Source organism: Ruegeria sp. YTSC325, from assembly GCF_059609525.1.
Genome location: NZ_JBXWLY010000008.1, coordinates 70,709 through 91,729, shown reverse-complemented (window position 1 = coordinate 91,729; position 21,021 = coordinate 70,709). Strand labels below are relative to the sequence as shown.

Annotated in this window: 16 protein-coding genes; 5 read left to right on the top strand and 11 right to left on the bottom strand. The window is 59.7% G+C overall.

Annotated features, from left to right (window positions below; all coding sequences use genetic code 11):
- Positions 1 to 4: 4 nt before the first annotated feature.
- From AC2FF7_RS13025 to AC2FF7_RS13005, 5 genes are all read right to left on the bottom strand, one after another.
- Positions 5 to 2,212 carry a response regulator gene (locus AC2FF7_RS13025; protein ID WP_496905759.1) on the bottom strand — a complete coding sequence of 736 codons (2,208 nt, stop codon included), beginning with the start codon at positions 2,210 to 2,212 and terminating at the stop codon, positions 5 to 7.
- A gap of 302 nt (positions 2,213 to 2,514) precedes the next feature.
- Positions 2,515 to 4,557, bottom strand: a complete 2,043-nt coding sequence (locus AC2FF7_RS13020; protein ID WP_496905758.1) for a hypothetical protein — start codon at positions 4,555 to 4,557, stop codon at positions 2,515 to 2,517.
- A complete protein-coding gene (locus tag AC2FF7_RS13015; RefSeq protein ID WP_496905757.1) occupies positions 4,554 to 7,316 on the bottom strand; it encodes a DUF4159 domain-containing protein in 2,763 nt (920 codons plus the stop codon). Before AC2FF7_RS13015 ends, AC2FF7_RS13020 begins: the two co-directional genes overlap by 4 nt.
- On the bottom strand, positions 7,313 to 8,188 hold the full coding sequence (locus AC2FF7_RS13010) for a DUF58 domain-containing protein (protein WP_480869076.1): 876 nt from the start codon (positions 8,186 to 8,188) through the stop codon (positions 7,313 to 7,315). The genes AC2FF7_RS13015 and AC2FF7_RS13010 overlap by 4 nt, the downstream gene beginning before the upstream one ends.
- A complete protein-coding gene (locus AC2FF7_RS13005) occupies positions 8,185 to 9,192 on the bottom strand; it encodes an AAA family ATPase (RefSeq protein WP_170755170.1) in 1,008 nt (335 codons plus the stop codon). Before AC2FF7_RS13005 ends, AC2FF7_RS13010 begins: the two co-directional genes overlap by 4 nt.
- 64 nt (positions 9,193 to 9,256) lie before the next feature.
- On the opposite strand from AC2FF7_RS13005, the gene AC2FF7_RS13000 reads away from it, so the two are divergent.
- Positions 9,257 to 9,835 carry a DUF1285 domain-containing protein gene (locus tag AC2FF7_RS13000; RefSeq protein WP_496905756.1) on the top strand — a complete coding sequence of 193 codons (579 nt, stop codon included), beginning with the start codon at positions 9,257 to 9,259 and terminating at the stop codon, positions 9,833 to 9,835.
- Here AC2FF7_RS13000 and AC2FF7_RS12995 read toward each other — a convergent pair.
- Positions 9,832 to 10,770 (bottom strand): DMT family transporter, encoded by a 939-nt coding sequence (locus tag AC2FF7_RS12995; RefSeq protein ID WP_480869074.1) that lies wholly within the window; start codon positions 10,768 to 10,770, stop codon positions 9,832 to 9,834. The two genes, AC2FF7_RS13000 and AC2FF7_RS12995, sit on opposite strands and share 4 nt — an antisense overlap.
- Before the next feature lie 173 nt (positions 10,771 to 10,943).
- On the opposite strand from AC2FF7_RS12995, the gene AC2FF7_RS12990 reads away from it, so the two are divergent.
- A complete protein-coding gene (locus AC2FF7_RS12990) occupies positions 10,944 to 11,699 on the top strand; it encodes a hydroxypyruvate isomerase family protein (protein ID WP_496905755.1) in 756 nt (251 codons plus the stop codon).
- A gap of 62 nt (positions 11,700 to 11,761) precedes the next feature.
- Complete coding sequence (locus AC2FF7_RS12985) at positions 11,762 to 11,992, top strand: DUF2798 domain-containing protein (protein WP_170356052.1); 231 nt, start codon at positions 11,762 to 11,764, stop codon at positions 11,990 to 11,992.
- Positions 11,993 to 12,036: 44 nt separating this feature from the next.
- On the opposite strand, the gene polA is transcribed toward AC2FF7_RS12985, so the two are convergent.
- The 4 genes from polA to AC2FF7_RS12965 all read right to left on the bottom strand — a co-directional run bounded on the left by polA (position 12,037) and on the right by AC2FF7_RS12965 (position 16,473).
- Positions 12,037 to 14,832 carry a DNA polymerase I gene (gene polA, locus AC2FF7_RS12980; protein ID WP_170355839.1) on the bottom strand — a complete coding sequence of 932 codons (2,796 nt, stop codon included), beginning with the start codon at positions 14,830 to 14,832 and terminating at the stop codon, positions 12,037 to 12,039.
- 70 nt (positions 14,833 to 14,902) lie between these two features.
- Positions 14,903 to 15,373 (bottom strand): hypothetical protein, encoded by a 471-nt coding sequence (locus tag AC2FF7_RS12975; RefSeq protein ID WP_496905754.1) that lies wholly within the window; start codon positions 15,371 to 15,373, stop codon positions 14,903 to 14,905.
- 156 nt (positions 15,374 to 15,529) lie between these two features.
- Entirely contained in the window at positions 15,530 to 16,192 is a 663-nt protein-coding gene (locus AC2FF7_RS12970) for a YrbL family protein (RefSeq protein ID WP_480869071.1), read from the bottom strand.
- 89 nt (positions 16,193 to 16,281) lie between these two features.
- Complete coding sequence (locus tag AC2FF7_RS12965) at positions 16,282 to 16,473, bottom strand: zinc-finger domain-containing protein (RefSeq protein ID WP_170355833.1); 192 nt, start codon at positions 16,471 to 16,473, stop codon at positions 16,282 to 16,284.
- Between the two features lie 87 nt (positions 16,474 to 16,560).
- On the opposite strand from AC2FF7_RS12965, the gene AC2FF7_RS12960 reads away from it, so the two are divergent.
- Positions 16,561 to 17,493, top strand: coding sequence for an ABC transporter ATP-binding protein (locus AC2FF7_RS12960; protein WP_480869212.1), 933 nt, complete (start codon positions 16,561 to 16,563; stop codon positions 17,491 to 17,493).
- Positions 17,494 to 17,504: 11 nt separating this feature from the next.
- Here AC2FF7_RS12960 and AC2FF7_RS12955 read toward each other — a convergent pair whose 3' ends face one another.
- The gene (locus tag AC2FF7_RS12955) at positions 17,505 to 17,969 is read right to left on the bottom strand and encodes a DUF1203 domain-containing protein (RefSeq protein ID WP_170755163.1); all 465 of its coding nucleotides are present in this window, start codon (positions 17,967 to 17,969) and stop codon (positions 17,505 to 17,507) included.
- A 110-nt stretch (positions 17,970 to 18,079) separates the two neighbouring features.
- On the opposite strand from AC2FF7_RS12955, the gene AC2FF7_RS12950 reads away from it, so the two are divergent.
- Positions 18,080 to 20,998: an error-prone DNA polymerase gene (locus AC2FF7_RS12950; protein ID WP_496905753.1), complete on the top strand. Its 2,919-nt coding sequence runs from the start codon at positions 18,080 to 18,082 to the stop codon at positions 20,996 to 20,998.
- The last annotated feature ends 23 nt before the right edge of the window (positions 20,999 to 21,021 follow it).

Here is a 21,021-nt window from a genome sequence, read left to right as displayed (position 1 = left end):
AAGCCTAGCCCGGCACATGCGCATCGGCAATCAACGGGTGTGTCCCATCAGGTTGGTGGTTTTGGATCATCAGATGAATTTTCCGCTTTTGCAGCGGCTTGGTCAGATAATGGTCCAACCCCGCCGACAGGATACCCTGATCATCTCCTGCCATTGCATGCGCCGTCAGGGCGATGATGGGAACGTGGCGGCCTGTCTCAATCTCTCGTCGTCGGATTTCTGCCGTCGCCTGTTTGCCGTCCATGCCTGGCATAGATATGTCCATGAAAACAAGATCGGGGTCGAAGTCCTGATAAGCCTCAACAGCCTCAGTTCCGTTTGCTGCAAAGCGCAGATCGATGTTCAGATCTTTAACCATTTTTTGCAGGATCAATTGGTTGGTCCTGTTGTCTTCGGCGGCCAGAACCCGCATGAGCCGTTTTTGCGATCCGTTGGACAAGGAAGCCGCTATGGTTGTAACAGGCGGTACGTCATCCGTTTGCGCTGCGCGACCCAAAGCGGTCAGTCGCGAATAGAGTTCGGCTCTGGGTATGGGTTTCTGCAGAACACCTTCAATAAGATGGCGGGCTGGATTGGCGTGGATCATTGCTGGGTTGGCCGACATCAGGACAATGGGCAGGTCGTCCCGTCCCCGGTCCTTGAGTGTGGTGGCAAGCTCTAATCCATCCATGTCAGGCAGATCGTGATCGCACAGAATAAGTCCCACGCTGTCTTCAATCTTCGACAACGCTTCGCTGCCAGAGCTACAAACCGTTACCCGAGCCCCCAGACGACTGAACTGTTTGGCCAGGATGGCACGGTTTACAGCCATATCTTCGGCCACGATGACGTGCCTCAGCCCCTCCGCCAGATCGGGCGGTTCGGGCTGGGGGCCTTCAATTGTCGGCAGAGAAATTCGGAACCCGAAGCACGAGCCCTCGCGTGGTTCACTTTCAACCCAGATCATGCCACCCATCAAAGCGATCAACCGTTTAGTGATGGCCAGACCCAACCCTGTTCCTTCAAACTGCCGGTTGCGTTCATCCTCGACCTGGTTGAATTCACCAAAAATATGGTCAATTTTCTCGGCATCGATGCCTATCCCGGTGTCCTCGATTGCCACATGGATATCGCAGGTGCGCAGATCCGTATTGGGTACTCCTGTTACCCGAATGAGCACATGACCGTGTGACGTGAACTTGACTGCGTTGCCAACCAGATTGGTCAAAACCTGACGCACGCGCCCCGGATCACCCATGAAGAGAGTTGGCAGGAAAAGGTCGTAGTCGACCAGCAATGTCAGCCCCTTGTCCCGAACACTGGGCTGCAGCAGCATAGATACTTCCAGTATGCATCGCTCAAAATCGAATTGTTCGGGATGCAGGATCAGCTTGTCAGCTTCGATCTTCGAATAGTCCAAAACATCATTGATGATGACCAACAATGCCTCGCCCGAATTGCGGATAGTATTGAGATAGAGCCTTTGTTCTTCATCCAGTGGCGTTTCCGAAATCAGTTCGGTCATGCCCACGATACCATTCATCGGGGTTCTGATTTCGTGGCTCATATTTGCCAAAAACGCAGACTTTGCGCGGTTTGCGGCTTCAGCCCTTTCACGTGCGGCTTTCAGCTCGGCCTCGTGTCGGACCGACGCAGAAATGTTCAGCGCCAGGCTGACCACGTCCCCCCCGTTGCCGCGCTGGTCAATCAGTTTGAAGTAGTGGCCGTTCCAAAGGCGAATAATTTCAGGCTCGGGGTTCGTTTTCGCCCACCTGGCCTGCATTCGCCGTATCCAATCGCACGCAGCTTCATCGCCAAGATCAATCAATCCCTCGGTCGTGAGAATTTCCAGAATACGGGGATAGGCGATACCGGGCGCAACCTCGTCAATACCTTCGAACACACTCAGGTAGGCCGTGTTCGCTCCGATCAGGCGATTGTCGCCATCGAAAAACGCAAACCCGTCATGGAATGTCTGTATCGAATGCCACAGCCGACGCTCGGCCACTTCGATCTTGGCATTGGCCAGCGTCAGATCAGATTTGACCTTTTCGTTCTCATCGCGAACGGTCTCAACCTCGGCCTGCGTTTCGCCAATACGTTTGGTCAGGGCCATCGCGTGCAAGCCAAGTTTGCGATTGGCCGCCGACAGCTCGGCCTGTTTCATCTCAAGCAACCGTTCGGCAGCCAGCCGCGCGCGTCTTTCCTGTGCCAGTTTTGTTGCAAGACTCATCCGTGACGATCCCAAAGCATTTCCAACCCAGCATCGCGGCAGAGCGTGAAGAAGTGTTTAAGCCGTCACCTGAGCAGCTGATCGTGGATCAGGGATTGGATGAAACCTAAGGAGCTTCATGCCGCGCACAGAAAATTGTCAGCCATCGGCCCTGTCGCTCGACGCTGTCAGAATGCGTAACAGACGGCCAGATCGGTTTGCCCAAGCTTGCATGCCAAATACTCTGACCACCCTGTTGCCAGCGGGCGGAACGACGCTCGGTGCTCTGACCAAACGGGGCCTTGTCGTCAGAGACTTCGGGATCAACGCCGCCCTTCGCGCATCCATCCACCAATCAGGAAACCGCCAGCCAACAGCAAAACCAACCATGGCGGCAACAATCCGGCCTGATTCACATCCCGCGTTTCATAAGCGTTGCGCGGCGTCAGGCCGATCCAACCGCGACCCGAGGCCGGTCGACCGGCCCGCACATTGCGGATTGACGGCATACCATCCTCGATCCGGATGGTGCCTCCGCGCAGCTCCGCCAGAATAGGGTCCAGCACCTCCGAGGTGGCAATCGTGCGCTCGAACTCTTTTGGCGCGGCCGGGCCAAGGCCGATCACCGCCGAGTGCTCACCCTCCTGCAAACGGTAAAGGCCAATCTCGGGCCCGTAATATTGCGCTTCGAACCGACCGGGTGAGACCTCGTCCAATGTCACCTCAAGCGTTTCGCCATTGGGTTGCGTGACAGTGACCGGGCCAACTTCATCTTCCAAAGTCTGGCGAATAATGCGCATGACTTGGCCGTTGGCTTCGGCCCACAGGGCCTCTTCTTCCAGCTCGGGCTCTTTCATCATCCAATGCGCCAGACGGCGCAACAGTTCTAACTGCGGCCCGCCGCCTTCGAAACCGCGACTCCACAGCCAGGCGTGATCCGAGGCCAGCATGGCCACGCGACCCTCGCCCACCCGGTCCAGCACCAACAATGGCCGGTCTTCCACTCCGGTCATCAGCACGTCACCCTTGCGTTGCTTGACGTCGATCTGGCGTAACCACGCCCCCCATTGATCCGAGTCGCCCAAATCGGTCGTCACCGGATGCCTGCGACCCAGATCACTTACCATCGGAACAAACCGCTCCTCGATCACACGCGCGGTCGGCTGTGCGGGAAGTATGGGCGCAAGCGGAGATCGAAAGATACTGTCGGCGCTGGCAAAATCCGGCCCCGCGGCGATCAGCACAGCGCCACCTTCGTTGATATAGTTGCTGACATTGTCCAGATAGATCGCCGGAAGAATGCCGCGACGCTTGTAGCGGTCAAAGATGATCAGGTCGAAATCGTTGATCTTCTCGAGAAACAGCTCGCGCGTTGGAAAAGCGATCAGCGAAAGTTCGTCAACCGGTACACCGTCCTGTTTCTCGGGTGGGCGCAGAATGGTGAAATGCACCAGATCAACCGAGCTGTCGGATTTCAGCAGGTTCCGCCAAGTCCGCCCGCCGGGGTGCGGCTCGCCCGAGACCAGCAGCACCCGCAACCGGTCGCGCACACCGTTCATTTGGATCAGCGCTGTATTGTTGCGGTCGGTCAGCTCGCCCTCGGCCTGTGGTACCGTGAACTGCAGAACATTGCGCCCGCCATGGGGCAGCGTGATGGGCAACTCGACATCGACACCGATGGGAATGGTAAAATGCTCTGCCTCGGCGCCATCGACCGAGATTTCTAGCGGGGCGGTTGCCGCACCCGCCGGAGCGGCACCGCTGTCTTCGACCCGCAATGTCAGGGTGACGGGCTCGCCGATAATGGCAAAGGCCGGAGCGTTACGAACGATCAGACGACGATCCCAATCATCGGCACGTCCCGTCTGCAAAAGGTGCATTGGCGCAGGAAGGTCCGGCGCCTGCTCTGCGTCGTGGATGATACCGTCCGAGACGACCAGAATGCCCGCAATTCTGGCGCGGGGCTCTTCGGCCAGCGCTTCGTTCAGCGCAGCCATGACCTGAGTACCCTCGTCGCCCTCACCGTCGCCAACTTTGATACGACGCAGTTCGGTGTTGTCGCGAGACTCGATCTCGGCGGCCAGATTATCGGCGGTTTGGACCGTTTGTTCAGCCCGGTCCGACAAAGTCTGGCTGGCGCTTTCGTCTTCGATCATCAATACGATGTCGGTCAGCGGAGCGCGATCTTCGACCTGATAAACGGGCCCAGTCAATGCCGCGACCACCACCAGCGCCGCCAAACCACGCAACGCCCAGCCCGACAGCCCACGCCACAGGGCCAACGCCACACCCGCCACGGCAATGGCAGCCACAACAGCCAAAACCGTCCACGGGATCAACGGGTCAAAAAGTACGGTTCCGGTCATTGTCCCAACCTGTCCAACAGCGCAGGTACATGTACCTGATCCGATTTGTAGTTTCCGGTCAGCACATGCATCACCAGATTGACCCCGAAGCGGTTGGCCAGCTCACGCTGACGTTCCCCAGCATAGCCGCGCCCAACGGGCAAAAGCGCCTGACCATTTCGATCCACGGCCCATGCCCCGGCCCAGTCATTGCCGCCGATCACCACAGGCGTCACATTGTCGTTGAGGTTCCTGAACGGCATCCCGTCGATCTGCTCAGCATCCAGCGGTGCAGACTCGACCCAAACATCCGTGCTTGCATACCGACCGGGAAAATCCTGCAGCAGATAGAAGGTCCTCGTCAGCACATGGTCACGGGGAATAGGTTCGAGCGATGGGATGTTCAGCGGTCCTGCCAGTTGCTGCAACTTGCGGCCATTGGGACTGGCGGCGCCGAACCGCGCCACATCTGAATCGCGCGTGTCAAACAGGATCATCCCGCCCGACCGCAAATAGGCGTTCAGCTTGGAATATGCCTCGGCCGAGGGTTGCGGTTGATCCGGAGTGATCGGCCAGTAGAGCAACGGGAAAAAGGCTAGCTCATCACGTTCCAGATCCACTCCGATTGGGTCGGCCGGTTCGACCGATGTGCGGTAGAACAGCGTCTGCGCCAGCCCGCGCATGCCCGCGCCTGCGATATCGTCAACCTCTGCGTTGCCGGTCAACACATGCGCCAGCACCAGCTCGGTCGTGGCATTCAAGGCAAACTCGGTATCTTCTGGCGTCTGCGCCTGCGCGTCGGGGGCAATCAGCACAGCGCCCAGCGCCACAGCCGCAGCGCGCGCCAATCCCAGACGTCCTGACAGCGCAAGTGACGCTATAACATCCAACGTCAGCAGCAAAAGCGCGAGGCTAAGGAGTATGCCGCCGATCGGGGTCTCGCTACTGATCTCTTGCCCCTTGATCGGCACATCAGCTGGCCAGGAAATAGGGGTCAGAGCCGCATCCTCGGTCAGAACGTTAAGCGCCAGCTTTTGTTTACCACTTTCATACAGCCCCGGACGCAGATCCGGGCCGATCTGGCCCAAGACAAGATCGACACCGTCCACACCGGACAGGTTGCCTGCATCCGTTAGGGTACCAAAGCCGTCCATTACCTGAATCGGCTCCCACGTGGTGCCCTGCAACTGTGACTCTTGCCGTGACTTGGCCGCCGACGCGACCGCCAGACGGTCCAGCATTTCGACGAACAGACCCGACAGCGGCAGGCTGGACCATTCCGCATCTGCAGTCACATGAAACAGCACCACCTGCCCCAGACCCAAAGCCTTGCGTGTCACCAGCGGTGTGCCATCCGAAAGCGAGGCAATCACCCGATCCGCCAGATTAGGGTCGGGTTGGGCCATTACTTGCGTGGTCACCGAAACGTCCGACGGCACCTCGAGCCCGTAAAAGGGCGATTCTTCCGGGAACGGAGCCAGCCCCTTGGCCTCGCCCCAGCTCATCGCACCTCCGACCGAGCGGCCCCCGCTGCGCAGGCGCACCGGCAGCAAAGCATCCTCGGCGTCGCGACCCAGATCGCTGGCGGCCATACGTGGCCCGGCAAAGCGCAACAGCAACCCGCCCTGTTCAACCCATTCGACCACGGCCTCTTGCTCACCCGCGGACAGTTTCGCCACATCAGCCAGAACGATCACGTCCGGGTTGGCGGGCAAAACGTCCAGCAAACCACCCTCGACGAAATCTGCCGTTGGGATCAGCACCTGCGTCAGGTAGTGCAGCGGTGACAACAGCTCGAGCCCTTCGCGGTTCAAGGTGCCGGCGATCAGGGCAACTTCGCGTCGCCGCAGGCTGTCATCGGTCAGTGTCAAAGCGCCGGCCGAGCGTTGGCCCTGGATTTCGAACCGCGTGATGCGGGCGCGCAACTCGGACGGTAAGGAAAGATCGACCTGGGCCTGTGTTTCACCGCTGTCGAACGTCATATCCACCGACTGCAGAACACGCATCGCACCGGCTGGATCGCGGCCCTGTGCTAGAACAGAGATTTCCTCAGCCGGTCCGGCCTCAGACCGTTGCGCGGTCAGTTGTATAAGCCCGTCCTGATAAGACGCCGGCAGGATCGCAAATACAGGCGAGGCAGACTGATACACCGTCACTTCGCCCCGCCGCTGCAACTCTGCAAGGATCGCGTCATACCCGTCATAGTCCAATCGGTCGCTGAACCAATGCGTATCGAACCCGCCATCTAGCTGGTTCAACGCAGCAGCGCTTTGTTCTATCTGGATCTCGGTTGGCTGCCACGGGGCGGGCGCCAGACCGGGCAACCTGCCGCGCCAGTCTTCGGCAGACTGGAACACCGGCATCTCAGGTTGGGTCAGGCTCAGGATTGCAACGGTCCGCCCAGCGCGCCCAGCCTCAGCCAGTTGCGCATCGATCTGGTCCAGCGTCGACGACCACTGCGTGGCCCCGGCCCAACTGGCATCCAGCACCAACATCAACGGTCCTGACCCGGCTTGATCACGCGAGGGGTTCAGAACCGGACCTGCAAGCCCGATGATGATCGCCGCAGCTGCCAGCATTCGCAACAGCAATAGCCACCAGGGTGTCCGATCCGAGACGCTTTCTTCATCTTTCAAGCCCAGCAGCAACGTCACCGCCGGGAACAACCGACGGATCGGCGCAGGTGGCACAGCACGCAGGATCAGCCACAGGATCGGCAAGGTCAGCAAACCCAGCAGCACCCAAGGCGCAGTAAAGCCAATACCCGCCAAAACCGTCATACAGACCCCCGATCCAACGCACGATAGAGCCACAGCAGAGCCGCCTGCGCGCTGTCACCCGTGTGGTGCAACCCAAGCTGCCAGCCAGTCGCGCGACACAACTGCGTCAGCGCGTCCTTGCGTCTGGCAAGCCGATCCAGATAGCGGTCGCGCAGCTCTCCGGCTTTCAATGTCTCGTGGCGGGTCGTGCCGCCGACGCTTTCGAATATGGTCCGACCGCGATAGGGAAAACTTTCCTCGTTTGGGTCCAGAACCTGCAACAGAACACCGCGCACGCCCCGGTCGGCAGCCTTGGTCAGGGCCAGTTCGACCTCATCCATCGGTCCGAGAAAATCGGAAATGAACACAGCCCGCGCATGTGGGATCATGGCGCGGTGTTCGGGCGGCGCATAATCGGCCTCGGCATCTTCGGACCAGGCCTGCGCCAGCCGCACGATCTGTGCGTTGCCGCGCCGTGGCGGTAGGGTGGTGCCGGTCAGGCCCACGCGTTCTCCGCCTCGCACCAGTAGGATGGCCGTGGCCAGCCCCAGCAGACGCGCACGGTCGGCCTTGGTAGGGTGGTTATTGTCAGACGCAAATCGCATCGAGGCCCCCTGATCGACCCACAGCATCACCGATTGCGCAATCTGCCATTCGCGTTCGCGCACAAACTGCTGATCCCCGCGCGCCGAGCGGCGATGGTCGATCATCCGGCGACTGTCCCCGATCTGGGCCGGGCGGTACTGCCAGAAATCATCACCCAGCCCCGAACGCCTACGCCCGTGATCGCCCAGCAGAACGGTTCCGGCCAGATGCTCAGCCCGCGCCAACAGCGGCGGCAGCCGAGACGCCTCGGCCTCGGATCTTTCACGAAGGGTCAGCGCAGCATTCACGCCGCAGCCTCGGTGCGGATCAAGCCGGCAGCGGTGCTTTCGATCAGATCAGCAAGGCTGTCCCCGCGCGCCCGGGCGGCAAAGTTCAGCGCCATCCGGTGGCTGAGCACAGGGCGCGCCATATCCAAGACGTCCTCGGCATTCGGGGCCAACCGCCCTTGCAGCATTGCGCGCGCGCGCACTGTCATCATCAGCGCCTGCGCCGCACGTGGACCCGGCCCCCAAGCGACCGTTTCCGCCACACGTTCGGACACGCCAGCCTCATCCGGGCGGAAGGCGCGCACCAGATCGAGGATCAGCTCAACCACCGAATCTCCGACGGGCATGCGCCGCAACAGAACCTGAGCGGCTAGCAATTCCTCTTTGGTGAAAATCTCATGCGCGTCATCTTCTTCGACGCCCGTGGTGGCCAGCAGAATGTCACGTTCGGTCTGGCGATCGGGGTATTCCACGTCGATCTGCACAAGGAACCGGTCCAACTGCGCCTCGGGCAGCGGATAGGTGCCTTCCTGCTCAATCGGGTTCTGCGTCGCCAATACATGAAAGGGCGTACCCAGCGAGCGATCCTCGCCCGCCACTGTCACTGTTCGCTCCTGCATCGCTTGCAGCAGCGCCGATTGCGTCCGGGGACTGGCGCGGTTGATCTCATCCGCCATCAGCAGTTGGCAAAAGATCGGACCAGAAATGAACCGGAAATGGCGGCTGCCATCTTCAGCGGTATCCAGAACTTCGGACCCCAGAATATCAGCAGGCATCAGGTCCGGTGTGAACTGGATGCGGTTGCCATGCAGGCCCATCACGGTCGACAGCGTTTCAACCAGTCGCGTCTTACCCAGACCGGGCAGACCGATCAGCAACGCATGCCCGCCGCACAGCAGCGCGGTCAGGGTCAGGTCCACGACCCTCTCCTGTCCGATAAAGCGACGGGTGATCGAGGCCTTCGCCTCTTGCAGTTTCGATTCCAGCGCTTCGATCTCGGACACGAGGTCGGCAGGTTCGGTCATGACTTTCCCTTCCGTGGACTATTATAAGCAGAGTGTATCGCGCTGAGAGGAAATGGCAAAAGCAATGAGCGGACAAAAACCTGTGACCCCGTCACCAGATGGCATTGAAGCATCAGTCAAAGCTGCCAAAACGCGGGGTTTGCCGCCGGTTCACCTTTGGAATCCTCCGTTTTGTGGCGATCTGGACATTCATGTCGCCAAAGATGGCTCTTGGTCTTATCTAGGGTCGCCGATCAACAGGTTCGAGCTTGTGAAGCTGTTTTCGTCAATTCTTAAGAAAGAAGACGGGAAATATTACCTCGTCACCCCGGTCGAGAAGGTGGGAATCACTGTCGAGGACGTGCCTTTCGTAGCCGTCGATTTCGAGGTCGAGGGCAGCGGCCAGACGCAAAAGCTGACATTCACCACACATGTGGGCGACACGGCAGTCGCAGGTGCCGACCATCCGCTCCGGATTGTCATTGATACCGAAACAGAGGAGCCTGCCCCCTATATATTGGTACGCGCAAACCTAGAGGCGCGGATCGACCGCAAAAGCTTTTACCGGCTGGTCGACATCGCCGAGCATAGTGGTGAGTGGTTCGGCGTCTGGTCCGGCGGGCAGTTTTTTCCTCTGATCCGCTCGGATGATCTACCGGATTAGGCCGCCTGCGCCTGACGCTCTTGTGCCAGGATCACGGCCACTGCCACGATCCCCGCGCCCAGCGCGCGGGTCCAGTTCCACTCCTCGCCCAGCACCAGCATGATCAGCATCACGTAAAATGGCGCGATGTTGATGTGGAATGAGGCCAGCGCCACGCCGATCTTGCCCACGGACGCGATGAAAAACACCTGACTCAACCCCATGGAGATCAGCGCATAAATCACCAGCATCCCCGCCTGCTGCATGTCGAGTGCGGTGGTAGGCATCACCTCCATCCCCATCTGCGCGGCACCGGCGAACAACACGGCAGCGGTTCCCAGCCCCCCGACAAAGGTGATGGTGCTGCGCCCTGTCTGGCTGAGATCGGGGAAATCCCGCGCAATCGCCATGCTGGCCCAGCAGAACAGGCCCGTGGACGCAATGGCGCAAACCGCACCCAAGCCCAGCTGCGCCGGGGCCACCGCGCTGGTGGCAATTAAACCACCGACAATCGACACGATCACGCCCAACGCAAAATTCCACCGCAGCCGCCGTGCGCCCGTCGCCACTTCTAATACCGTTGCGAACAAGGGCGCGCAGGATGCAATGATCGCCACGGTCACGGGATCGGTCAGCTTCTGCGCGAGGATGATCAGGAACATTGCCACGCCCAGCGTGCCGCCGACCCGCATCGCATGACCCCAACGTGCTCGCAGCACACGGGTCGGGCCGTCAAACAGCACCCAGATCGGCACCATAACCAGCACCGCCAACGCCAGCCGCGCCACCAGCAACGCGACCGGAGGCCAGCTTTGCAGCAGCACCTCAGCCGCCGGAAACCCAGCCGCCCACGTCAACATACTGGCGACCGCCAAGCCATTGCCCGATAAGGCAGAACTGCGCCCGGCAGACACAGAGAGGGCGTTCCCGCGCACGGGGTCAGGGCTCATCGCCATGGTGTCAGACCTTCTGTTGGATCGGCGACCGGAAATGATTCGCCGCATTGTCCCGAATGTCTCTGATCCGCGCCGGGCGTTCTGGCCGATTTTCGACAATCTGTCGTTTTCAAGCCCTTTCACCGCCAAACCCGGCCCGCTAAGGTCCAGCCACCATCAAACCGGGTCTGATCATGCCGAAATTTGCCGCCAATATCTCATTGCTGTTCGCCGAACTGCCCTATCTCGACCGGTTCCAAGCAGCGGCTGAGGCCGGGTTCAAAGCCGTCGAAATCCTGTTTCCCTATGATTTGGCCGCCAAGGAAACCCGCCGCGCCCTACTGGCCAATGGGCTTGAACTTGTGCTGATCAACGCACCACCTCCCAACTATACCGGCGGGCAGCCGGGCTATGCGGCCGTACCAGGCGGCGAAGGGCGATTTCAGTCCGATATCCGCCGGGTGATACGCTATGCGGAAGTGCTGAAACCGGGGCTGATCCACATCATGTCGGGCTATTCTTCGGGCCCTTTTGCGCTTGAAACGTTTGTGCGTAACCTGCAATGGGCCGCCGATGCCGCGCCACAGCAGCAGTTCACGATCGAGCCGCTGAACCCTGTCTCGCAACCGGATTACTTCCTGAACGACTACGCGCTTGCCGCCGAGGTTCTGACCCAGGTGGATCGCCCGAATATAGGCCTGCAATATGACAGCTTTCACGCGCATATGATCCATGGCGACGCGCTGGAAATCTGGAACCGCTATCGCCCACATGTTGTTCATGCTCAGATCGGTGCCGCGCCGAACCGGGCTGAACCGGGCAAAGGCCCAACGGACTTCGTGGCCCTGTTCGCGGCAATGGACCACCATGGGTACACAGGTTGGGTCAGTGCCGAATACACCCCGTCCACGCAAAATTCCGCAGACAGTCTTGGTTGGATGACTCCGTAACTCTGGATTCTTGACAAAAAATCCAGCAAATGAAGAACGTCTCGACTTCGAAAGCGCCTTCAATGATACCAGCCCGTTTCGCCCACGCCCTTTTCGGTCTGATCATGTCAGGACTGATGTCCTGTATCGTTACAGGTATCGCAACCGTCAAGGCAGTTGGTTTTGGTCCCACCACCCTGGGTGACTGGTTCGGGTCCTGGGCCTTTTGTTGGCCCATCGCATTTCTTGTTATTCTAAGCCTTGGACCTTTCGTCAAACGTATGGTCGAAGGTTGGGTCAAGACGCAGGATTGACCCGCTGCAAAGAGGGCCCGCCGGGCCCGATGAGCAGCGCGCACTTAATGCGCTTCGGCCCAGTTGGCGCCCTGCCCGGCATCGACACTCAACTTGACATCCAGTTTAACGGCGGGATCCGATGCTCCCTCCATCACGTCGCGCGCCACACCGATCACCTGATCCACCGCATCCTCGGCCACTTCGAACAGCAATTCGTCATGCACCTGTAGCAGCATCTTGGCAGGCAGCCCATTGATGGCGTCCGGCATCCGCACCATCGCCCGCCGGATCACATCTGCTGCTGTCCCCTGAATCGGTGCGTTGATCGCCGCTCGACGCGAGAACCCGGCATGCGGCCCCTTGGCATTGATCTCGGGCGTGTGGATTTTACGGCCAAACAACGTCTGCACATAGCCATGCTCTTTGGCGAACGCGACGGTGTCGTCCATATAGGCTCTGATACCCGGGAACCGCTCAAAATACCGATCGATGAAACCCTGCGCCTCGGCGCGTGGAATGCGCAAGTTGCGCGCCAAACCAAAACCCGAGATGCCGTAAATCACGCCAAAGTTGATCGCCTTAGCCTGGCGGCGGATATCAGGCGTCATCTCATCCAGCGGCACGTCGAACATCTCGGACGCGGTCATGGCGTGAATGTCCAGACCATCGGCAAAGGCCTGTTTCAACGCCGGTATCTCAGCGATATGAGCCAGAATGCGCAGCTCGATCTGGCTGTAGTCGAGGCTGACCATCACATTACCCGGCTCGGCGATAAAGGCCTCGCGGATGCGGCGACCTTCTTCGGTGCGCACCGGAATGTTCTGCAGGTTCGGATCGGTCGAGGCCAGACGTCCCGTGTTGGCCCCCGTGATCGAATACGACGTGTGCACCCGGCCTGTATCCGGGTTGATATGGGTTTGCAGCGCATCCGTGTAGGTCGATTTCAACTTTGAAAGCTGCCGCCAATCCAGCACGCGACGGGGCAACTCGTGTTCGGTGGCGAGGTCTTCCAGAATGTCCGCCCCGGTCGAATACTTCCCGGTCTTGCCTTTCTTACCGCCCTCAAGCCCCATCTTGTCGAACAGGATCTCACCCAGTTGCGCGGGCGAACCGACATTGAAGTTCTCTCCCGCCAATTCGTGGATTTCAGCCTCTAACCCGGCCATTTTCTGCGCAAAAGCGTTAGACATGCGGGACAGCACATCGCGGTCCACCTTGATGCCATGCATCTCCATCTCTTTGAGAACCGGCACCAGCGGGCGTTCGAGCGTCTCATAAACCGTCGTCACCTGCACCTGATGCAGTTGCGGTTTGAACAGCTTCCACAGGCGCAGGGTGATATCCGCATCCTCGGCGGCGTAAGCCGTCGCCTCGTCAATCGGCACCTTGTCGAAAGTGATGGCCGATTTGCCGGACCCCAGCAGCGGTTTGATCGGAATCGGCGTGTGATTCAGGTAACGCTCGGACAGCGTATCCATCCCATGCCCGTGCTCACCGCCATGCATCGCATAAGACATCAGCATCGTGTCGTCGATCGGCGCCACTTCTACGCCATAACGCGCGAAAATCTTGGCGTCGTATTTCATGTTCTGCCCGATCTTCAGGATCGAGGCGTCCTGAAGCATCGGTTTGAGCAAAGTTAGAGCCTCATCCAACGGCATCTGCCCCTCGGCCAGTGCATCCGACCCGAAAAGATCATCAGCGGCCCCATCGCGGTGGGTCAGCGGGATGTAGCAGGCCTCGCCCGCCGTGACACACAGAGAAATGCCCACCAGATCGGCGATCATTTCGTTCAATCCGGTGGTCTCAGTATCGACAGCCACCCAGCCGGTTTCATAGGCCCGGTCGATCCACGCCTGCAGCGCCGCCGCATCGCGCACACATTCGTATTTCGAGGCGTCAAAGGGGATATCCTCAGCCTCGGTCACCACTTCGGGCGCAGGCGCATCAGCGATCACCGGAGCCTCGGCCCCCAGCTTGTCGGCAATGCGTTTGGTGAGGGTGCGGAACTCCATATCCGCCAGGAACCCCAGCAGGGTTTCGGGGTCGGGGTCCTGCACCTCCAAATCGTCCAGCGTGAAATCCAGCGGCGTGTTTTCGTCCAACTGCACCAGTTTCTTCGACAGCTCGATCTGGTCGCGCTTTTCGATCAGGGTCTGGCGGCGTTTGGGCTGCTTGATCTCTTCAGCGCGATCCAGCAGGGTCTCCAGATCGCCATATTCATTGATCAGCAAGGCGGCGGTCTTGACCCCGATCCCCGGCGCGCCGGGCACGTTATCTACGCTGTCGCCTGCCAGCGCCTGCACATCAACCACGCGTTCGGGACCCACACCGAACTTCTCGAACACGCCATCCTTGTCGATACGTTTGTTCTTCATCGCGTCCAGCATCTCAACGCCGCCGCCCACAAGCTGCATCAGGTCTTTGTCCGAGCTGACAATAGTCACCCGCCCCCCAGCCTCGCGCGCCTGCACGGCCAGCGTGGCGATGATGTCATCGGCCTCATAGCCTTCCAACTCTTTGCAGGCGATGTTGAAGGCGCGGGTCGCCTCGCGGGTCAGGGGCATCTGCGGGCGTAGATCTTCGGGCATGGCCTCGCGGTTGGCCTTGTATAGGTCATAGAGATCGTTGCGGAACGTGTGTGACCCCTTGTCGAAGATCACCGCCACATGGGTCGGCGCATCCGGCCCCGCGTTCCCTTCGACATATTTCTGCAGCATGTTGCAGAAACCTGACACCGCGCCAATTGGCAAACCATCCGACTTACGTGTCAGCGGAGGCAGCGCGTGATAGGCCCTGAAAATAAAGGCCGATCCGTCGATCAGATGCAGGTGACATCCTTTTCCGAAGTTGCTCATGCGCGCTCTCCCTGTCGGTCAGGGGACGTTGTGCCACAGGGCCGCTCAGGTGGCCAGTCAAGAACGCGCGTCAGCCACCGAACAAGCCGCTGAACACGTCAGAAAAACTGTTGAGCAGCGCCATGATAACCAGCACGCCCAAAAAGGCGAAGAAGGCCATGGCAAAAAACTGAAACAGAATCGCACCTACGCCAATCACGGTACCGGCAATTGCAGGGCGCCGTCTTTCGTGACGCAGCAGCCCAATCACAGATACAACGATTGCCAAGGCCCCAAGCATGGCCACGCCGATCTGTAGAAAGTCATCCAGATCACGGCTGCGCGCGACGGGCTCGGGCTGTTCCAGCCCCGCGGCCGAGCGCAGGGTGGACTTGCCGATCTCGGCGGCCAATTCGCCCAGTGAAACGCCCGTCGATTGCTGCGGCGCAAACTGCCCTGCCCAAAACACGAACAACGCGGCAAACAGCGCAAGGGCACCAATACCAAACCCGATCCAGCCGAAAACCGGACTAGCAGTGTCAGTAGATGCAACATCCGTCATCGAACTCATCCCAATATCTGCAAATCGGCCATAGCATAAAACCACGGTAGCATTTGGGAGAACATTATTGCTTGCGGAAAACGCACCGCAACTGTGCCTGTATGACCATATCTCTTCGATTCAGCGATCCGCCGTCAGGCAAGCAGCAAACCAAAGCTATGGGGCGCTGAACGCTCTGGTCGCCGCATCCCATCGCAATCCGGTTTTTTCAGCGATTCCGTGCATCTGCTTGTTCAACGACCTGTCATTCAGTCGACGGCTCAGGCTGCGCAATGGGACCAGATTGCGTTCCCCGTACCCGTCGATCAGCACGAACATCGACACTGAGTCGCGCGTGCCGTAAACGATATTTTGCGCATGAATATCGCGACCCACGATCTGAAAGTCGAACAGCTTGTGAACAAAATCATTCAGCTTGTTCAGAACCTCGGGGGGCAGCCGGCGCTGCTGGCACAACGACATCAGATCCTGCGCCAGCGAGCCGTCCTCAGATTCCATACGCTCGACCACAATGCCCGGCCCGGCATCCGTTTGCACAACGCCAAAAGACCGGGCCAATGGCATTTTCGCGATATCCGGGCCGCTTTTCAACGCCGCCTTCATCTCGCACTCCAGCTCTTGCAATGCATTGCGATAGACCGAGTCCGGCAGCAAATACCGCACAAAGCGCTTGGCAAAAGATCGGTTGGGCCGCGTGCGCGAGCGCGTCACCTTGATCAGAAGATCGGATTGGTCAGGGTAGGCGTAGACGTTTCTGTGGCCACCTGTGGCAACAAGATCTTTGTCGGACAGGTGAACCAGTTGCACTGGAAAGATCATTCCGGATCCGCGTGGAAATGACACAAGAATTCTGACGCAGCACGCTACAGCATATCCTGCCCGGCGTCAGCCCTTGTAACAGTTTTATGTCAGATTGATTGCGCCTCTTCGGCCGCGGACCCTTTGAGAATGTATTTGCAATCGCAATAGGGGCATTCGACCCAACCAGTGTCTTCAGGGATTTGCAGCCAGACACGTGGATGGCCCAGTGCCCCTTCGCCACCGTCACAGGCGACACGGGTGGTTTCCACGATCTTGGTTTCCGGCGCTTCGATGGTCACGGTTGGCGATCCTTCTTCGGTTGTCGGCCTCGCGGGCATGTATTAGGTGCGTTTATGAGCGATGAGCAAACCGGGGGCAAGAGCCACATGAGCGATGCGGCAATCAGGATCGAAGGTCTGCACAAGACCTATCGCGGCAGCAAGGCACAGCCCGAGAAACACGCGCTAAAAGGCGTTGACCTGACGGTCCCGCGCGGGTCGGTCTTTGGATTGCTGGGGCCAAACGGGGCCGGGAAATCGACATTGATCAACATTCTTGCCGGGCTAGTGGTTAAATCGGCCGGAACGGTCTCTATCGGCGGGTTTGATCAGGATAAAAATCCGCGCCAGTCCCGCGCAGCAATTGGCGTAATGCCGCAAGAGCTGAACCTCGATCCGTTCTTCACCCCGCGTGGCGCCTTAGAGGTTCAGGCCGGTCTTTATGGCGTCCCCAAGGCCCAGCGCCGCAGCGACGAGATTCTGGAACTGGTCGGCCTTGGCGACAAGGCCGAAGCCTATGCGCGCACTCTGTCTGGGGGTATGCGTAGGCGGCTGCTGTTGGCGAAGGCTCTTGTGCACCATCCCCGCATTCTGGTCCTGGATGAACCCACGGCGGGCGTGGACATCGAACTGCGCCAGATGCTCTGGACCAATGTGCGCAAACTGAACGAACAGGGCATGACGATCATCCTGACCACGCATTACCTGGAAGAAGCGCAAGAAATGTGTGACGAGATCGCGATCATCAACCACGGCGAAAAGATCGCGCAGGACAGCACCGCCAACCTGCTGAGTCGCATGGACAGCCGGACAATGGTCATTGCTCCGGACAGCCCGGTGACCGAACTGCCAACAGCGCAAGGGGTCGAGGCCACTCTGCGTGACGATGGCAGCCTGGTGCTGCAATATCGCAGCGCTGCGACCAGCGCCGAACAAGTTCTGGAATCGGTCCGCACCGCAGGCATCCGTATTCGCGACGTCCGCACCGAAGAGGCAGACCTCGAGGATGTGTTCCTCGCCCTGACATCCGCACGCGGATAAGAATTTGACCGTTAGACTCGATCTATCCGCGCCTGATAACAGTTGTTCCGCGCGGACCGGATGTGGATATAGGCCACATCGGGACGAGCAAAGATATCACTGATCTTTGCGCCGATCCGATCTGTGGGCGTAATCTCTCCGGTGCCATAGACGATCCGATCATCCAACCCGTACCCTTTGATCAGATAGTCGGGAGAGGTGGTCAGAATCTCGGGCATCTCATCCCCTTCATACTGTTCACACGGGGCGGCACACAGAAAGATCGGACCCGTTTCCGCGTAGGGTTGTGTCTCAGAAAAAGGGCGATGCGCCAATATCAGCATCTCTTTTCCTTCCGGAATGTTCTGCAGGCAATGGCGGCATGGATTGCCCGCACCTTCGGAAACGGCGCGCTCGGGCGAGGCGCCATATGCGTCCGGCCCTCCGGCCTGAAGCGCGCGGACTTGGCGGGTGGGCAATGCTGTGATCTTGAACATCTCGGGTCTCCTTTTTCTGCCACCCTGCCCAGAGGGGACACTGCAAGCGACCCGTTTCCTGCGCAAAGGACTCGAAAAAGAACAAAAGGTGAATATAATGTGGAATCGCCATGTATGCCGAATTGTCGATCACGTCGAATTTCACCTTTCTCACCGGGGCCTCGCACCCCGAGGAGTATATGCAGCGTGCCGTCACACTTGGTCTGCCCGCCATCGCGATTGCCGATGACAACTCGGTCGCCGGGATCGTGCGTGCCCATACCCAGGCGCGCGAGATCACCCGAAAGGTGCGCGAACGTATCGAATGGGAAGGGCAGAACACGCCCATCGGCCCGCCCTGCCCCGATCATATCCCCAAACCGCCCTCCTACCCGATCCACGCCGTGCCGCGCCTGATCCCGGCAGCCCGGCTGATCTTCACCGACGCGCCCACCGTCACCGCCCTGCCCCTGAACCGGCAGGGTTGGGGCAACCTGTGCCGTATCCTGTCGAAAGGCCGCCTGCGTGCGGAAAAAGGCGACTGCATCCTGCACCTGTCCGACCTGTTGGAATTCTCTGACGGTCTGCACCTGCTGCTCTGGCCACAAGCGACCCGGTCGCAGGGCGGCGCGAGTGCTTGGCGGACACAGGCGCAACAGCTGACGCGCCGCTTTGCCGGGCGGATGCATCTGTTGATGCATCCTCGGTATGATGGCGCAGACAGTGAATATTTCATTTTATTAGAGACTGAATCAAAGCAACTCAACCTTCCCACCCTCGCCAGCGCTGCGCCGATGATGCACCATGGTACCCGTCGCAAACTGGCCGATGTGCTGACCGCCATCCGACTGCGCCGCAAGGTCGACGATCTGGGCCGCGACGCGCTAGCCAATGGAGAGCAGCGCCTGCGTTCGGAATCCGAGATGCTGCGCATTTTCAAAGGCCATGAAGGCGCTGTCACCCGCGCCCATATGCTCAGCGAACAGTTGCAATTCTCGCTGGATGAGCTGCGTTACGAATACCCCAGCGAGGGCAGTGACCAGGAAACCCCGACCCAACGCCTGCACCGTTTGGCGCATGAGGGGCTGAAATGGCGGTATCCGGCAGGAGCCTCGGAAAAAGCCAAAAAGATGCTGGCGCATGAACTGACCCTGATCGGCAAGCTGAAATATGAACCCTATTTCCTGACCGTCCGTGACATCGTCACCTTCGCCCGATCCCGCGATATCCTGTGTCAGGGACGCGGCTCAGCAGCCAACTCCGTCGTCTGCTACTGCCTCGGCATCACCGAGGTCAGCCCCGAGCTGGGCACGATGGTGTTCGAACGCTTCGTCTCCGAGGCGCGGGACGAACCCCCCGACATAGACGTCGATTTCGAACATGAACGCCGCGAAGAGGTGATTCAGCACATCTATGACCGCTATGGCCGCCACCGCGCGGGCCTCTGCGCAACTGTGATCCACTATCGCGGCAAGCGCGCCATCCGCGAAGTGGGCCGGGCGATGGGCCTGACCGAAGACACGATCTCGGCTCTGTCCTCACAGCTATGGGGGTTCTTCTCGGCCAAGGGGCTCGAGGCGGAACGGATGCGCGAAATCGGCCTTGATCCCGAAGATCGCCGCTTAAAACAGACTCTAACATTGGTTTATGAGATCGACGGCTTCCCCCGTCACCTCTCGCAACACGTCGGCGGGTTCATCATCACCGAGGGGCGGTTGGACGAACTCGTCCCCATCGAAAACGCCACGATGGAGGACCGCACAGTCATCTGCTGGGACAAGGACGATATCGACAGTCTTGGTATTCTGAAGGTCGATGTCCTCAGCCTTGGGATGCTGACTTGTATCCGCAAGGCGTTCGATTTGATCACCCAGCACCATCAGACGGGCTATACCCTCGCCACCCTGCCGCCCGAGGACCCGGCGGTGTATGACATGCTGTGCAAGGCGGACTCGGTCGGGGTGTTTCAGGTGGAATCGCGCGCGCAGATGAACTTTCTGCCACGAATGCGTCCGCGCAATTTCTATGATCTGGTGATCGAGGTCGCCATCATCCGCCCCGGCCCCATTCAGGGCGACATGGTCCACCCGTACATCCGCCGCCGGAATGGCGAAGAGGAGGTCAGCTTCCCCTCGGACGCGCTGGGTGAGGTGCTGGGCAAAACGCTGGGCGTGCCGCTGTTTCAGGAACAGGCAATGCAGATCGCCATCGTTGGCGCGGGCTTCACCCCCGAACAGGCGGACCGGCTGCGGCGGTCGCTGGCGACGTTCAAGAAACATGGTAATGTCAGCGAATTCCGGTCCTTGTTCCTGCGCGGGATGGAGCGGAACGGCTATGAACAGGATTTCGCCGAACGCTGTTTTTCGCAGATCGAAGGCTTCGGCTCTTACGGTTTCCCCGAAAGTCACGCGGCCAGCTTTGCGCTGCTAGTCTATGCCTCGGCCTGGATCAAATGCCACCATCCGGGGATTTTCGCCTGCGCGCTGCTGAATTCACAGCCCATGGGGTTCTATGCCCCAGCGCAGATCGTGCGCGATGCGCGTGAACATGGGGTTCAGGTGCGCCCCGTCTGTATCAATGCCAGTTTCTGGGACAATGTGATGGAACCCGACGGTCACGGCGGGTTGGCTCTGCGGCTGGGGTTCCGCCAGATCAAGGGCCTGAGCGAGGAAGATGCCAGCTGGCTGACCGCCGCGCGCGGTAATGGCTACCATCAGGTGGATGATGTGTGGCGTCGTGCCGGACTTGGCCCCTCGGTAATCGAACGGTTGGCTGAGGCCGATGCCTTCTCCGCCTGCGATCTGACAAGGCGCGAGGCGTTGTGGCAGGCCAAAGCGATTGCCACCGCGAAGCCCTTGCCGCTGTTCTCGCAGGATCTGGAGGGCGAGGCGATGGACGAGCCCGCAGCCTATCTGCCACAGATGACGCTAGGCGAGCAGGTAGTCGAAGATTACGTGGCCACCCGCCTCAGCCTCAAGGCGCATCCAGTGGCCCTGATCCGGCATCTGCTGACGCCCGAGCCGCGCGACAAAACCACACCTGTTGCGTGACGCCCAAACCGGGTATCGCCCAG

Bases quoted from the DNA above. Each gene is read 5' to 3' on its own strand.
- AC2FF7_RS12995 (WP_480869074.1), bottom strand. From the start codon at position 10,770: ATGGCGATGAGCCCTGACCCCGTGCGCGGGAACGCCCTCTCTGTGTCT.
- AC2FF7_RS12955 (WP_170755163.1), bottom strand. From the start codon at position 17,969: ATGTTCAAGATCACAGCATTGCCCACCCGCCAAGTCCGCGCGCTTCAG.
- AC2FF7_RS13000 (WP_496905756.1), top strand. From the start codon at position 9,257: ATGAGCGGACAAAAACCTGTGACCCCGTCACCAGATGGCATTGAAGCA.
- AC2FF7_RS13005 (WP_170755170.1), bottom strand. From the start codon at position 9,192: ATGACCGAACCTGCCGACCTCGTGTCCGAGATCGAAGCGCTGGAATCG.
- AC2FF7_RS13020 (WP_496905758.1), bottom strand. From the start codon at position 4,557: ATGACCGGAACCGTACTTTTTGACCCGTTGATCCCGTGGACGGTTTTG.
- AC2FF7_RS12960 (WP_480869212.1), top strand. From the start codon at position 16,561: ATGAGCGATGCGGCAATCAGGATCGAAGGTCTGCACAAGACCTATCGC.
- AC2FF7_RS12975 (WP_496905754.1), bottom strand. From the start codon at position 15,373: ATGACGGATGTTGCATCTACTGACACTGCTAGTCCGGTTTTCGGCTGG.
- AC2FF7_RS13015 (WP_496905757.1), bottom strand. From the start codon at position 7,316: ATGACGGTTTTGGCGGGTATTGGCTTTACTGCGCCTTGGGTGCTGCTG.
- polA (WP_170355839.1), bottom strand. From the start codon at position 14,832: ATGAGCAACTTCGGAAAAGGATGTCACCTGCATCTGATCGACGGATCG.
- AC2FF7_RS12990 (WP_496905755.1), top strand. From the start codon at position 10,944: ATGCCGAAATTTGCCGCCAATATCTCATTGCTGTTCGCCGAACTGCCC.
- AC2FF7_RS12985 (WP_170356052.1), top strand. From the start codon at position 11,762: ATGATACCAGCCCGTTTCGCCCACGCCCTTTTCGGTCTGATCATGTCA.
- AC2FF7_RS12950 (WP_496905753.1), top strand. From the start codon at position 18,080: ATGTATGCCGAATTGTCGATCACGTCGAATTTCACCTTTCTCACCGGG.
- AC2FF7_RS12970 (WP_480869071.1), bottom strand. From the start codon at position 16,192: ATGATCTTTCCAGTGCAACTGGTTCACCTGTCCGACAAAGATCTTGTT.
- AC2FF7_RS13025 (WP_496905759.1), bottom strand. From the start codon at position 2,212: ATGAGTCTTGCAACAAAACTGGCACAGGAAAGACGCGCGCGGCTGGCT.